The sequence below is a fragment of the Streptomyces sp. NPDC093071 genome (genome assembly GCF_044754545.1).
In the GTDB taxonomy this organism is placed as follows: domain Bacteria; phylum Actinomycetota; class Actinomycetes; order Streptomycetales; family Streptomycetaceae; genus Streptomyces.
The window spans coordinates 463,727-476,950 of record NZ_JBIVPH010000002.1; the positions used below are offsets into that span (position 1 = coordinate 463,727).

13 protein-coding genes are annotated in these 13,224 nt (G+C 74.4%); 7 read left to right on the plus strand and 6 right to left on the minus strand.

Annotated features, from left to right (window positions below; translation table 11 throughout):
• Positions 1-78 precede the first annotated feature (78 nt).
• The 3 genes from ACIQD7_RS07935 to ACIQD7_RS07945 form a co-directional block, all read right to left on the minus strand.
• A complete protein-coding gene (locus tag ACIQD7_RS07935) occupies positions 79-303 on the minus strand; it encodes a DUF6458 family protein (RefSeq protein ID WP_030208016.1) in 225 nt (74 codons plus the stop codon).
• Between the two features lie 93 nt (positions 304-396).
• A complete protein-coding gene (locus ACIQD7_RS07940) occupies positions 397-1,926 on the minus strand; it encodes a SulP family inorganic anion transporter (protein ID WP_402440521.1) in 1,530 nt (509 codons plus the stop codon).
• A 375-nt stretch (positions 1,927-2,301) separates the two neighbouring features.
• Positions 2,302-2,982, minus strand: coding sequence for an HPP family protein (locus tag ACIQD7_RS07945; RefSeq protein WP_402440523.1), 681 nt, complete (start codon positions 2,980-2,982; stop codon positions 2,302-2,304).
• 186 nt (positions 2,983-3,168) lie between these two features.
• Here ACIQD7_RS07945 and ACIQD7_RS07950 point away from each other — a divergent pair, with 186 nt between their 5' ends.
• The 5 genes from ACIQD7_RS07950 to ACIQD7_RS07970 all read left to right on the plus strand — a co-directional run bounded on the left by ACIQD7_RS07950 (position 3,169) and on the right by ACIQD7_RS07970 (position 7,586).
• Complete coding sequence (locus tag ACIQD7_RS07950) at positions 3,169-4,002, plus strand: N-formylglutamate amidohydrolase (protein WP_402440525.1); 834 nt, start codon at positions 3,169-3,171, stop codon at positions 4,000-4,002.
• 58 nt (positions 4,003-4,060) lie between these two features.
• Positions 4,061-4,324, plus strand: coding sequence for a DUF6296 family protein (locus tag ACIQD7_RS07955; protein WP_402440527.1), 264 nt, complete (start codon positions 4,061-4,063; stop codon positions 4,322-4,324).
• A gap of 72 nt (positions 4,325-4,396) precedes the next feature.
• Positions 4,397-5,674: a VWA domain-containing protein gene (locus tag ACIQD7_RS07960; RefSeq protein ID WP_402440529.1), complete on the plus strand. Its 1,278-nt coding sequence runs from the start codon at positions 4,397-4,399 to the stop codon at positions 5,672-5,674.
• Entirely contained in the window at positions 5,674-6,507 is an 834-nt protein-coding gene (locus tag ACIQD7_RS07965; protein WP_402440531.1) for a hypothetical protein, read from the plus strand. Before ACIQD7_RS07960 ends, ACIQD7_RS07965 begins: the two co-directional genes overlap by 1 nt.
• A 182-nt stretch (positions 6,508-6,689) precedes the next feature.
• Positions 6,690-7,586 carry a DUF2382 domain-containing protein gene (locus tag ACIQD7_RS07970; protein ID WP_402440533.1) on the plus strand — a complete coding sequence of 299 codons (897 nt, stop codon included), beginning with the start codon at positions 6,690-6,692 and terminating at the stop codon, positions 7,584-7,586.
• Between the two features lie 154 nt (positions 7,587-7,740).
• On the opposite strand, the gene ACIQD7_RS07975 is transcribed toward ACIQD7_RS07970, so the two are convergent.
• Both ACIQD7_RS07975 and ACIQD7_RS07980 read right to left on the minus strand, forming a co-directional pair.
• Positions 7,741-8,220, minus strand: a complete 480-nt coding sequence (locus ACIQD7_RS07975) for a (2Fe-2S)-binding protein (RefSeq protein WP_402440535.1) — start codon at positions 8,218-8,220, stop codon at positions 7,741-7,743.
• A 14-nt stretch (positions 8,221-8,234) separates the two neighbouring features.
• Positions 8,235-10,679, minus strand: coding sequence for a molybdopterin cofactor-binding domain-containing protein (locus tag ACIQD7_RS07980; protein ID WP_402440537.1), 2,445 nt, complete (start codon positions 10,677-10,679; stop codon positions 8,235-8,237).
• 119 nt (positions 10,680-10,798) lie between these two features.
• Here ACIQD7_RS07980 and ACIQD7_RS07985 point away from each other — a divergent pair, with 119 nt between their 5' ends.
• Both ACIQD7_RS07985 and ACIQD7_RS07990 read left to right on the plus strand, forming a co-directional pair.
• On the plus strand, positions 10,799-11,452 hold the full coding sequence (locus ACIQD7_RS07985) for a class I SAM-dependent DNA methyltransferase (protein WP_402440539.1): 654 nt from the start codon (positions 10,799-10,801) through the stop codon (positions 11,450-11,452).
• A 459-nt stretch (positions 11,453-11,911) separates the two neighbouring features.
• Complete coding sequence (locus tag ACIQD7_RS07990; protein ID WP_351973942.1) at positions 11,912-12,349, plus strand: OsmC family protein; 438 nt, start codon at positions 11,912-11,914, stop codon at positions 12,347-12,349.
• A 21-nt stretch (positions 12,350-12,370) separates the two neighbouring features.
• On the opposite strand, the gene ACIQD7_RS07995 is transcribed toward ACIQD7_RS07990, so the two are convergent.
• A complete protein-coding gene (locus ACIQD7_RS07995) occupies positions 12,371-13,072 on the minus strand; it encodes an RraA family protein (RefSeq protein ID WP_402440541.1) in 702 nt (233 codons plus the stop codon).
• Between the last annotated feature and the right edge of the window lie 152 nt (positions 13,073-13,224).

Sequence of the window (13,224 nt, forward strand, 5' to 3'; positions counted from 1 at the left end):
GGACGAGAGGGGTGACCACGCCGGAAGCGTGGTCACCCCTCTCGCGTTCCCTCGCGGGGACGGTGCCGCAACGTTTGTTCAGAGCAGGTCCCGACGGTCGTCCTCGGTGACCGTCGGGGCGACCGGGGGGACGACCATCCGGCGCCGGCGCAGCACGCTGACGTAGGCCGCCGTTCCGATGATGCCGACCGCCATGAGGATCAGCCCGACCAGATCGAGATTGACCCCCTCCATCTGCCAGTCCGACGCGAACGTGAGAATGGCCCCCACCGCGATCAGAATGATGAAAGCTCCCAGACCCATGATTCCTCCCTAGTGGGTTGGACGGTCATCGGGTACCCAGGACCTGCGTTCTCATCCCCGATCTCCTTGCACGGGCCGTTCGGTGACCGGGAGTCAGGAGCCCGTCCGCGCGGGTTCGCCCTCCTTCGGCCGGTCGGGGGCGTGCTCCGGCGGGCCGTGCAGCCGTACGGAGTCGGGGCCGGCGGCGGAGTGGCGTTCGGCCCAGGTCTCCAGGGCGGCGCGGCAGGCGTGGTCGAGGTGCTGGAGTCCGGAGAGGTCCAGTTCGACCGGGCGGTCCCCGGGCAGGGCTTCGAGCGTGTCGAGTATCTTCGGCAGCCGCAGGAAGGTGACGTTCCCCGACAGGCTGACGCGCACCGGTCCGTGGCCGTCGTCGGTGCGCTCGACGCGGAGGTGGGAGGCGTCCCAGGCCGCCTTGGCGACGGAGAGGACGAGGCCGATCAGGACCCCCTCGAACATGTTGACGGTGACGATCGCGAGGGCCGTCACGACGAGGACGAGCGCCTCGCCCCGGTGGTCGCGCCACAGGGCGACCAGCCCCTTGAAGGGGATCAGCTTCCAGCCCGCGTGGACCAGGATCCCGGCGAGCGCGGCGAGCGGCACGTACTCCAGGGTGGCGGGCAGCAGGGCGGCGAAGAGCAGCAGCCACACGCCGTGGAGCACCCGGGAGGCCTTGGTCCTGGCTCCCGCCTGGACGTTGGCCGAGCTCCGTACGATCACGGCGGTCATGGGCAGGGCGCCGAGCACGCCGCAGAGCGTGTTGCCGACGCCCTGGGCGAGCAGTTCCCGGTCGTACTCGGTGCGCGGTCCGTCGTGCAGCCGGTCCACGGCGGCCGCGCTGAACAGCGACTCCGCCGAGGCGATCAGCGCGAAGGCGAGGACGGTGCCGAGCAGGGCGAGGTCGGCCAGGCCCGCGAAGGCGTCCGCGCCGGGCACGCGCACGGCGTCCAGGACGCCGCTCACCTTCACGGTGGCGACCGGGAGGTCGAGGAGGGCGGTGGCGAGGGCCGCGAGGAGGACCGCGACGAGCGCGCCGGGCACGGCCCGTGCCCTCGGCGGCAGGTGTCTCCAGCCCACGACCACGAGGATCGTGCCGGCCGCGACGGCGAGCGGCACCAGGTTGGCCGGGGCGGTCAGCGCGCCCACCAGGGCGGCCGGAAGTCCGGCGAGCCGGGCGAGGCCGGAGTCGGGGGCGTCGAGGCCGGCCGCCGCGTAGAGCTGGCCGGCCACGATGACGAGGCCGATGCCCGCGAGCATCCCCTCGACGACCGAGAGGGAGATGGCCCGGAACCAGCGGCCCCATCTCAGCAGGCCCATGAGGATCTGGAGCAGTCCGGCGAGGAGCACGATGACTCCGAGCGCGGCGAGTCCGAAGGTGCGGACCGCCTCGAACACGAGGACGGTGAGACCCGCGGCGGGTCCGGAGACCTGGAGGCTGCTGCCGCGCATCAGGCCGGTGACGATCCCGCCGACGATGCCGGTGATCAGGCCGAGTTCGGCGGGCACGCCGGAGGCGACGGCCACGCCGATGCAGAGCGGCAGCGCGACGAGGAAGACGACGAGCGAGGCCGCGAAGTCCTGTCGGAGATGGGGAAACCGCCGGAGGCGGAGCGAGGAGGGTGACATGAGGATCTCCCCTCATGGGATTCGAGAGCGGGGGCGGGCCGGTGGTCGCACGGACGAACGGGGCGGGACGGAACGGCCCGTGGCAGGGCACGGCACGTCCCTCCCCGGAGTCCCACCGGCATCACGCTTCACCAAGACAAGGTCAAGCGAAGACCAACGAAGGGTAATACGCACTGGTGGGCCGGACGGTGAACAACCCGGCCCCCGGCAGGGGTTTCCGACCGGAACCGGACGGAAGTTGACGCGATCACCCTTACGGAGGGCGCGCGGGGGCGCGGAACGCCGGGGCGCATCGGGTCACAGGCGCCCGCACACGCGCACGGCGGGAGGGCGTACGGTCGCCCGGCGGGGCTCACACGGGCGCCGGGCCCGGGTTCACCACCAGTAGGCGGGGTACTTCGGTGCCGCGCGCCGGACGCGGGAGGCGGCGTACGCGGTCAGGACGAGCAGGACCGTGGAGCCGAGCAGGAGGGGGACGAACCGGTCGGCGGCGGGCGCCTGGAGCACGACGACGACGGCGGTCGCGCAGGCCGGCGAGTGCGGGGTTCGGGCCAGGGTGGTGAGCGCGAGGGTGACGCCGGCGGCGAGCGCGGCGGCCCAGGCGCTGCCGCTCGCGGCGGCGGCCACCGCGTATCCGGCGCCGGCGCCGAGCAGATGACCGACGACCACGCTCCTGGGCTGGGCGAGGGGGAGCGCGGGAGCACAGTGCACCAGGGCGGCGCTGGCGGCCAGCGGGGGTATCAGGACGGGCTCGTGGAGAAGGGCGCCGAGCCCGACGAGCCCGAGGAGGGCGGCCGTGGCGGCGCTGACACTGTGGACGGCGGCCCCGGGCGCGGGCCGCGCCGGGGCCCGCCCGGCCATCCTCGGGCGCCGGGGGCCTTCCGAGGCGGGGGCGGGACCAGGGGCGGGGGTGGTGCCGGGACCGTGGGCGGTGCCAGGGCCGGAGGCGGTGCCGGGACCGGAGGCCGCGCCGAGGACGGGGGCGGTGCCGGGGACGGAGGCCGCGCCGGAGGCGGAGGTCGTGTCGGGGGCGGCGGGGGCGGTGTCGGTGCTCATGACGATGCGGTGTTTCCGGGGCAGGCGGCCGGGGGCCGGGTGAAGCGGGGACGGGTGGTCGTACGGGTCCCTGTGGTCGACAGTCGGCCCGGTCTCGCGCCCGGCCCTGGTGCGGCGGCGCAACCTCCCACCACCCTAACCAGCGGTTTCGTGACGCCGCGGGCGGGGTCGGGAGAGGATCCCGGCATGAACGAGACTCCCCGCGACGGCACGGCAGGCACGACCGGCGCCGCCCCCTTCCACCTCCTCCCCGGCGCCCCGGACTCCCCCGTCCTCCTCCACGTGCCGCACTCCTCCCGCGCGGTGCCCCCGGACGTGCGGGCCGGGATCGTGCTCGGCGACGACGAACTGGCGCGGGAGCTGGACCACATCACCGACGCGCACACGGCGGAGATCGCCGCCTCGGCCGCCGGGGCGGCGGGCACGGCCCCCTGGCGGTTCGTCAACCGGCTCTCCCGCCTGGTCGTCGACCCCGAGCGCTTCCCGGACGAGCGGGAGGAGATGGCGGCCGTCGGGATGGGCGCGGTGTACACGCGCACCACGCACCGGGCCGGGCTGCGGCCGGACGGGTTCGACCCGGCACCGCTGCTCGACCGGTACTTCACGCCGTACGCGCGGGGCATGACCGAAGCCGTGGCCGACAGGCTCGCGGCGACGGGCCGGGCGGTGGTGATCGACGTCCACTCGTACCCGAGCGAACCGCTGCCGTACGAGCTGCACGGCGACGGCCCCCGGCCCCCGGTCTGCCTCGGCACGGACGCCTTCCACACTCCTCCCGCGCTGCTCGACGCGGCGCGGGAGGCGTTCGGCGGATTCGGCGGGGTGGGGACGGACAGCCCCTTCGCCGGGACGTACGTGCCGCTGTCGTACTACGGCCGGGAGCCCCGGGTCCACGCGCTGATGATCGAGATGCGCCGGGACCTCTACATGACCGAGCCGGGCGGGGCGGCGGGCCCGGGGGCGGCGGCCCTCGGAGCGGCCCTGGCGCACCTGGTGGACGCCGTGTCCCGTACGGCCTGAGGGGCCTTCCCCACGGGCCCGGACAGTGCCACCTCCACATCGGCGTAAAATGGGGCAAATGAGCATATCCCGATACGAGCTGGTGTTCACCGACGTCACGGGCGCCACCCAGGACGTCGTGGTCGTGGAGCGCACCCTCTACAAGGGCTCCGGGGGCCATCCCGTCTACACCGACCCGACCGGCATCATCCGCGCGGAGATCAGCGACCGGGGCGAGGTGCGCGTCATGCCCTCGGGGGGACACCAGGAACCCGCCCACGCCGTACGGGCCCGGGCCCTGCCCGAGGACGACGGGAAGGATCCCGCCTCTCCTTCCCCCTGAGGCCACACGCCCCGGGCCCCGGTCGCCGCCCCCCGTTTTGGTTTGTCGGACGATCGTCAATACGATCCGGCGATGATCACGAGAAAACGGCTGGCGACCGGGGCCTGCGCGCTGCTCGCCGCTCTGGGCGCCGCGCTCCTGCCGACCCACGCGGTCGCCGACGCGCCGGCGGCGAAGGAATCCCCCAAGGTCGAACTGGTCCTCGACGTCAGCGGCTCGATGCGGGCCGAGGACATCGACGGCAAGTCCCGCATGGCCGCGGCGAAGCAGGCCTTCAACGAGGTCCTCGACGCGGTGCCCGAGGAGGTGCGCCTCGGCATCCGGACCCTGGGCGCCGACTATCCGGGACAGGACCGCAAGCAGGGCTGCAAGGACACCCGCCAGCTCTATCCGGTGGGTCCGCTCGACCGGACCGAGGCCAAGACGGCGGTCGCCACCCTGGCCCCCACCGGCTGGACCCCGATCGGTCCCGCGCTGCTCGGCGCGGCGAAGGACCTGGAGGGCGGCGACGCCACCCGCCGGATCGTGCTCATCACGGACGGCGAGGACACCTGCGCCCCGCTCGACCCCTGCCAGGTGGCGCGGGAGATCGCGGCGAAGGGCATCCACCTCGTCATCGACACCCTGGGCCTGGTGCCGGACGCCAAGACCCGGCAGCAGCTCACCTGCATCGCGGAGGCGACCGGAGGCACGTACACCTCGGTCCACCGCACCGAGGAACTCTCGCGCCGCGTGCGGCAGTTGGTCGACCGCGCGGCCGACCCGGTCGTCACGCCCGTCGCCGCCCGGGGCGCCGCGCGGTGCGCCGACGCGCCGGAGCTGAAGCCCGGTCTGTACACGGACCGCGAGTCCTTCGGCGAGCACCGCTGGTACCGGGTGGACCTGCTGCCCGGCCAGGAACTGCGCGCCTCCGTCAGCGTGTCGGCCGACCGCGCCGTCAACGACGACTACGGGGTGCTGCTGCGGGCCGTCACCCGCCACGGCCGGGAGATCACGCGCGGCTCCGAGGCCGGCGACGGCCGCACGGACGTCATATCGACCGGACTGCGCTATCCGAAGCCGGAGCTGGACGACGCCGACGCCGACGACCTCAAGCCGGCCGCCGAGACGGTCTGCCTCCAGGTCAGCAACTCCTTCTCCGCTCCCCCGTCGGTCAAGACCACGCCCGGGATGCCGATCGAGCTGACCGTGGACGTCGTCGACGGTCCCGCGACCGCGTCCGACGTGGCCTCGTTCGGCCTCGGCCGGGGCTGGTGGCTGCTCGGGGCGCTGGTGCTCACCGGCTTCCTGGCCGGTCTGATCTGGGGCTGGCTGTCCCGCTGGCGTCTCGCCGTCTGGAGGACCCGCTGATGCGCACCGTACGCACGCTCGCCGCGACCGCCCTCGCGGGCGCCGCCCTGCTCGGGCTCGCGGCTCCGGCCGCCGTCGCCGACTCGCCCTCCGCCACGGCGACTCCGGACACCCGCTCCACCGAGGGGCCCACGGAGGCGGGCACCACCTTCCGCACCGCCGCGAGGTTCCTGCCGGGGCAGCAGGCGTCCGCGCAGGCCGCCACGGGCGACTACCTGTACTGGGTCTTCCCGGCGGACACCGGGCAGCGCCCGACGGTGAACGCCACGGTGACCCTGCCGGACGCGGCCCTGCGGCACGGGCCCTCCACCTGGCGGATCGACGTGTACGACGGGCTGCGGCGCCGTCAGCCGTGCATGTACGGGATGCAGTCCCGCACGGCGGCGAAGGACGCCGCGAAGGTGGAACTCGCCTGCGTGCTGCGTCCGGTGCGCGCCTCGGCCGACGCCTGGGCGAACGACCCGCTGCCGGGAAGCTACTACGTCCGCCTGACCGTCACGGGTCTGCCGGACGAGGACCTCGGCCAGCCGTTCGGCGCCCGGCTCGGGGTGGACGTCAAGGACGAGGGCGGCGCCCACGCCACGGACGGGGCGCTCGCCGCGCCGCTCGTCCCGGGTGCGACGACCGCCGACCAGGCGGAGGCGGACGCCGACGCGGGGCGTCCGTCCGCCGTGGAGGCGGCGGCCCCGGAGGACGGCTGGTCCTCCGGCTGGTGGTCCGACCGCTGGCTCTGGACCCTGGCGGGCGGCGTCCTCGCGGCGCTCGCGGGCATCGGCGGCTACGTCCTGACGCGCGGCACGGGCCGCCCGTCGCGGGTCCCGCCGGCCGCCTGACCCCGCCCGGACCCGTCGAGGGCCCCCACCGCGTCGATGCGGTGGGGGCCCTCCCCCGTCCTGTGTCCACCCCTTCCAAAAGTTAACCATTCAATATAATTAGATTAATTTGCCCCGTTTCCGACCGATTCCTCTGGTAAGAGGCGTGGATAAGCGAGACGAGAGAGAGCAGGAGGGTCGACATGATCGCCCGAGAGCAGATCCACGCCGTGCTGGACCACCCCGTCTACGACGCCGAGGGCAAGAAGGTCGGCGACGCGAAGCACATCTTCGTCGACGACGCGACCGGCCTGCCGGAGTGGGTGACGGTGAAGACCGGCATGTTCGGCACCAGTGAATCCTTCGTCCCGATCAAGGACGCGGCTCTGGTCGACGACCACCTGGAGGTCCCGTACCCCAAGTCCACCATCAAGGACGCGCCCAACGTGGACGTCGACGCCGGCGGACACCTCTCCGAGAGCGAGGAGCACCGCCTCTTCGACCACTACGGCATCGCGTGGGACGACGCCTGGCAGCAGGCCAACCAGCCCGGTGAGGGCGGCTGGGCCCACGGCGGCACCGGAACGGGCACCGCGGCCGGCATGGAGGCCGGGACCGGGACCGGCACCGCGACCGGCCCCATGGGCACCGCCGAGGGGTTCGCGGCGGGCGGCGCCGCCGGACGCGCCGCGCATACGGACGACGACGCGATGACCCGCTCGGAGGAGCAGATGCACGTCGGCGTCGAGCGCACGGAGGCCGGACGCGTCAGGCTGCGCAAGTACGTGGTGACGGAAGAGGTCCAGCAGACCGTGCCCGTGAGCCACGAAGAGGTGCGGATCGAGCGGGAGCCGATCACCGACGCCAACCGTGACGAGGCCCTCTCCGGACCGGAGATCACCGAGGCCGAGCACGAGGTCATCCTCCACGAGGAGCGCCCCGTCGTGGAGACCCGGACCGTTCCGGTCGAGCGGGTGAGCCTCAAGGCCGACGAGGTCGTGGAGGAACAGACCGTCTCGGGCGAGGTCCGCAAGGAGGAGATCGAGGTCGAGGGCCTCGAGAACCCGGACGACCCCGACGCCCGCGGCCGGAAGTACTGACCGCCGGACGACCGGCCGGTGCCGCCCCGCGAGCCGGGGCGGCACCCCCGTGCGGGAGCTCGCGCTCCTGGGCGCGAAGGCGAAGTCGCGCCGCACCGGTGGCCCGCCCCTTCCGGGGGCGGGCCACCGGCCCGTCGCGGCCGGGGCCCGTCCGTCACGCCATGCGGCGGGCGCCCTCCAGGACGGCCCGCCGGATGCGGTGGTAGGTGCCGCAGCGGCAGATGTTGCGGATCGCGTCGAGGTCGGCCTCGGTGACCTCGCGGCCGGCCTCCCGGGCCCGCCGGACCGTCGCCACCGCCGTCATGATCTGCCCCGGCTGGCAGTAGCCGCACTGGGCGACGTCGAGGTCCAGCCAGGCCTCCCGCATCGGGTGGAGTTCGCTCCCGACGGTGCCGGGAAGGCCCTCGATGGTGGTGACCTCGTCGGTCGGCGCGAGGTCCTCGACGGGGACGGCGCAGGGCGTGAACTCCCTGCCGTTGAGGTGACTCGCACAGGCCCGGCAGACGCCGACCCCGCAGCCGTACTTGGGTCCGGTGACGCCGAGGACATCCCGGAGGACCCACAGGAGCCGGACGTCGCCCTCGACGTCGGCGGTGACGGCCTCGCCGTTCAGGATGAAGGTGTGCTGCGGCACGGGGGCTCCAGGTCTCAGAGGGCGCGGGCGCGGCCGTCGACGGGCGAGGCGGGGACGGGCGGGACGGTCGGCAGCGGGGTGAAGGCGAGCGGTGCGGCGTGGTTGAGGGGGAAGACCGTCGGCATCGTGCCGGTGGCCCGGCCGTAGGCGCAGGCGACGGCGGCCGTGGCCGCGGCGACCGCCAGCTCCCCCGCGCCGCCCGGCTCGTCGCCGGTCGGGGGCATCACGATGACCTCCAGTTCCGGCGGGGTGTTCCACTGCCGGGTGTAGAAGTACTGGTCCCAGCTGCCTTCGAGGAAGTGCCCGTCCTCCAGGTGGAGTCCGGAGGTCAGGGTGATCGCGATGCCGTCCGCGATGCCGCCCGTCATCTGGGCCTCCAGGCCGCGCAGGTTGACGGCGAGGCCGACGTCGACGGCGCAGACCACCTTGGTCACGCGCGGCCCGGTGTAGGCGTTCGGGACCTTCCGGCCGGTGGTCTCGGGGCGGCAGTCGATCTCGGCGAGGACCGCGACGGCCGAGTGGTACTCGGTGTGGACGGCGATGCCCTGGGCGGTGCCGGCGGGCATGATCCGGCCCCACTCCCCCGCCCGCGCCACCTCGTCGAGGGCGGCGCTGGCCCGCGGGTCCTTCACCAGGCGGCGGCGCAGCGCGTACCCGTCCTGGCCGGTGCGCTTCGCCACCTCGTCCAGGACGAGTTCCTGGGCGCAGCGGACGTTGGGCGAGTAGATGTTCCGCATGGAGCCGGTGTTGAAGCCCTCGTCGGTCTCCGCGAGCAGTTGGGTGGTGACGCCGAGGTGGTAGGGGCTGATCTGGGTGAGCTGGAACATCGTCTCGGAGAACGCCAGGTCGGCGACGGGCAGCCGGGCCGCCTCCGCCGTGAGGAGCTCGCCGATGCCGTGCCCGAAGTCGGTGGCGATCGAGGTGTGGCGCTGCTCGTACGTGAGGATCTCGCCGAGCGCGTAGGTGGCCCGCACCCGCGAGGTGGACATCGGGTGCGTACGGCCCTGGCGGAAGTCGTCGGTGCGGTGCCACATCAGTTTGACGGGCTTGCCGAGGGCCTGGGGGACCTCGGCGGCCTCGTGGGCGGCGTCGTGGAAGAGCTTGCGGCCGAAGGAGCCGCCGCCCTCGGTGACGTGGACGCGGACGGCCGAGGGCGGCAGGCCGAGCCGGAGGGCGATCTGTTCCCGGGCGACGATCGGCGCCTTGAGCGAGGCCCAGATCTCGGCGGAGCCGGTACGGACGTCCGCGATCGCGCAGTTGGTCTCCAGAGCGGCGTTGCTGGCGAAGTGGAAGGTGAAGCGGGCGTCGACGGCCTTGGTGAGGAGCGGCAGCGGCGGGACGACCAGCGGGAGTTCGGCCCGGCGGAGCTTCGCCAGGACGGTGGCGTCGGAGGCGCCCTCGGCGGTGCCGGGACCCCAGTCGACCCGGAGGGCGCGGACGGCGTCGACGCACTGGCCGAAGGTGCGGGCGCGGACGGCGACGCCGGTGGAGACGGTGACGACGTCGGTGACGCCGGGCATGGCCCGGACCTCGGCGAGGTTGGCGACGGAGCGGACCGTGCCGTTGATCGTGGGCGGGCGGCAGATCATGGTGGGCAGCGCGTCCGGGACCCGGAGGTCCATCGCGAACTCCTTGCGCCCGGTGACCGCGGCGAGGGCGTCGACCCTGTTCCGGCCGGTGCCGATGACCCGGAAGCGGGAGCGGTCTTTGAGGGTGACCGTGACGGCGGAGTCGGCCACGGCGGCGGCCCGCGCGGCGAGTTCGCCGTAGCCGAGGAGCGCGCCGGTCGGGGAGAGGACGGCGCCGGCCTTCGTGGTGAGGGTGGAGACGGCCTGGCCGAGGACGAGGGAGGCGGCGTGCAGGAGCCGGCCCCGGGCGACGGCGGCGGCGACCCGGAGCGGGGTGTAGGTGGAGACGGTGGTGTTGGAGCCGCCGGTGAGCTGGTTGAAGAGCAGTTCGGGCCGGGCGTCGGCGAGCGTGACCCGCACCTTATCCAGGGGAAGGTCGAGCTCCTCGGCGACGAGCATGGCGCTGGAGGTGGTGACGCCCTGCCCCACCTCGGCGCGGGGCAGGGCGAGATGGGCCGTGCCGTCGGGGTCGAGGCGGATCGTGAGGAGGTGGCTGGTGGGCAGGGCGGCGAGGGTGAGCAGGTCGTTCAGGTCGAGGAGTTCGGCGGGGCCCGGGGGCGAGGGGACCGGCGCCGGGGCCGCGGCGGCCGCGCGGGGCGCGAGGACCTCGGCGCCGAGCTGGGCGGCGACGGTGAGGGTGGGGGCGGCGAGGACGTACCCGAGGAAACGGCGGCGGCCGATGCCGGACGCGTCGCCGGGACCGGGCAGGTCGTCGGTCCCGGGGCCGCCGCCGGGGCCGGGCAGGTCGTCAATCCCGGGGCCGTCGCCGGTGTACGGCCCGTCGGCGCCGCTCGTGTGGTGCTCGTCCCGCCCCGGGCGGCGCCTCGTCATCCGGTTGCCCTTTCGCCACGGCTCCGGCCCGTACCGCGGGTCACCTCGAATGCGGTGATCATCGCTCATGTGGGCGGCCCGCGGGGCCCCTTCGGGAGACACGGCCGTAGGGTGCCGCCATGACCGAGACCGCACGCGTCACTGCCGTCCGCCGCTCGTACGACACCGTCGCCGCCGACTACGAGCGGCTGCTCGCCGACCAGTTGGACGCGGTCCCGCTGGACCGGGCGGTGCTCGCCGGGTTCGCGGAGGAGGTGGAGCGGGCCGGCGGGCCCCGTACGATCGGGGACCTCGGCTGCGGGACGGGGCGGGTGACGTCCCATCTGCGAGGCATCGGCGCCGAGGTCTTCGGGGTGGACCTGTCGCCGGGCATGATCGCGGTCGCCCGCGCGACCCGCCCGGGGCTGCGCTTCGAGGTGGGGTCGACGACGGCGCTCGACCTGCCGGACGCCTCGCTGGGCGGGGTCCTGTCCTGGTACGCGACGGTGCACATGCCGGAGGACGAACTCGTCGCCTCCTTCGCGGAGTTCCACCGGGTCCTCGCACCGGGCGGACGGCTCCTGCTCGCCTTCAAGGCGGGGGACGAGCGGGTACGGCTGGAGCGGGCGTACGGGCACGAGGTCGCCCTCGACGTGTACCGCCGGTCACCCGACCGCGTCGCGGACCTCCTGGCCGCGGCCGGTCTCGTCGAGTCGGCCCGTCTGGTGCGGCAGCCGGAGCCCGGGGAGAAGACGCCGCAGGGCTTCCTCCTGGCGCGCAAGCCGCGCGACTGAGCCGAACCGGGGGCGCGCGCCGCACCGGTCCTCCGCCCCGCCCCCGGTGGCCTTCCGGGATCCGGCCCCGCCCCGGAGCCCGGTGGCCTTCCGGAGCCCCGTGCCGCTCCTGAGCTGGGCGCGGGAGATCCGGGCGCGCTGGCCGCCGCCCGCGATCAGGGCGTTGACGGAGGCCATCGGGTCCGCGCCGACCGACCGGGCGATCAGGGCGCCGACGAGCACCGGTCCGAGGGCCACCGCGAGGGCGGCGCCGGTGGCGGTGACGTGCTGGAGGGGGCGGCTGCGCCGGGCTTCGGAGGTCATGCTCCCAGTCAAGCGGCGGGCGGGGGCCCGCCGTATCGGTCGGCGTACTCAGACGTCCGCACCGCGCTACTCAGGTTCGGTCCGCGCGGGCCCGCCGGCCCGCCCCGGCGTACCGTGGGCGGGCCGACCGTACGAGCACGAAGGAGCCCCGCCGCCATGGCCGACTACCGCATCGAGACCGTCCGCACCGGATACCGGAACTGGACCGCCCGCAACGACCGGGGCGCGGAGGTGCGGATGGCCGCGGCCGACGACGCCGACGCGCAGCCCTCGTTCACGCCGGTCGAGCTGCTGCTCGCCGCGATGGGCGGCTGCGGCGGGCTCGTGATCGACCGGACCGCGCGGGCGGTGGACCACGACGACCTGCGGATCGTGGTGGAGTCGGTCTCGGGTCCCGAGGACGACGGCCGGGTGGGCCGGATCCGGGTCAGCTACGAGTTCGACCTGCCGGACAGCAACCCGAAGGCGGCGGAGGTGTTCGCGCGCGGGGTGCGCCTGACCCACGAGAAGTTCTGCACGGTGAGCCGGACCGTGGAGCACGGCGCGCGGGTCGAGGCGGTCCTGCCGGACGGCACGGTCGGCTTCGAGGGCTGACGCCCCGCCGGGCCGGGTCCGTCACTCCTCGATCGCACCGCCGATCCGGCGCAGATGCCGCCGGAAGGTGTACGAGGGGTCCTCGGCCCGGCCCGCCAGATAGGCGTCGAAGCGGGTCTGCTCGCGCAGGGTCCGCCCCTCCTCGATGCGCCGGGCCTGCTCCCGCTCGGTGCGGAAGAGGGACAGCGCGGTCTCCAGGACGGCCCCGGCCTGGTCGGCGGCCACGAACAGCACCCCGTCGTCGTCGCCGAACACCACGTCGTCCGGGGTGACCTCGTGCTCCCCGAACCGCGCGGAGCGCAGCGCGTCCGGCTCCCTCGGGTCGAGGCGCACGGGGCCGGGGGCGTGGCGGCCGTACGAGAAGACGGGCAGTCCGATCCGGACGAGGTCCGGGGTGTCGCGGTGCAGCCCCCAGACGGCGATCCCGGCGACGCCCGCCGCGCGGGCCTCCAGGACGGCGAGGTCCCCGATGCAGGCCTCGTCGCGGCGGCCGGCGTTGTCGATGACGAGGACGTCCCCGGGCTCCGCGCGCGTGAAGGCCTCCAGGAAGACGTCGACGCTTCCGTAGTGCCGGACGGGGAGCGCCCGCCCGGCGACCCGCTGCCCGTCGACGACGGGGAACACCCCGGCGGGCGCGGCGCGCAGCGGTTCCCCGAGCCGTACGCAGGCGTCGGCGACCAGGGGCGTGGAGAGTTCGGCGAAACCGGCGAGGTCCTTCGGCATCGGGCGTTCCGTTCCATTCCGTGAGGCGGGCGCGGGCCTTTGTGATGCTAGGGGGCGTGCCCCGGACGGGCGACGGTTCCGGCCGCCCGGCGTGCGGGCGGAACCGCCCCTTCCTACGATCGGTGGAGGGACACGTCTCTCTGCTCTGTCCG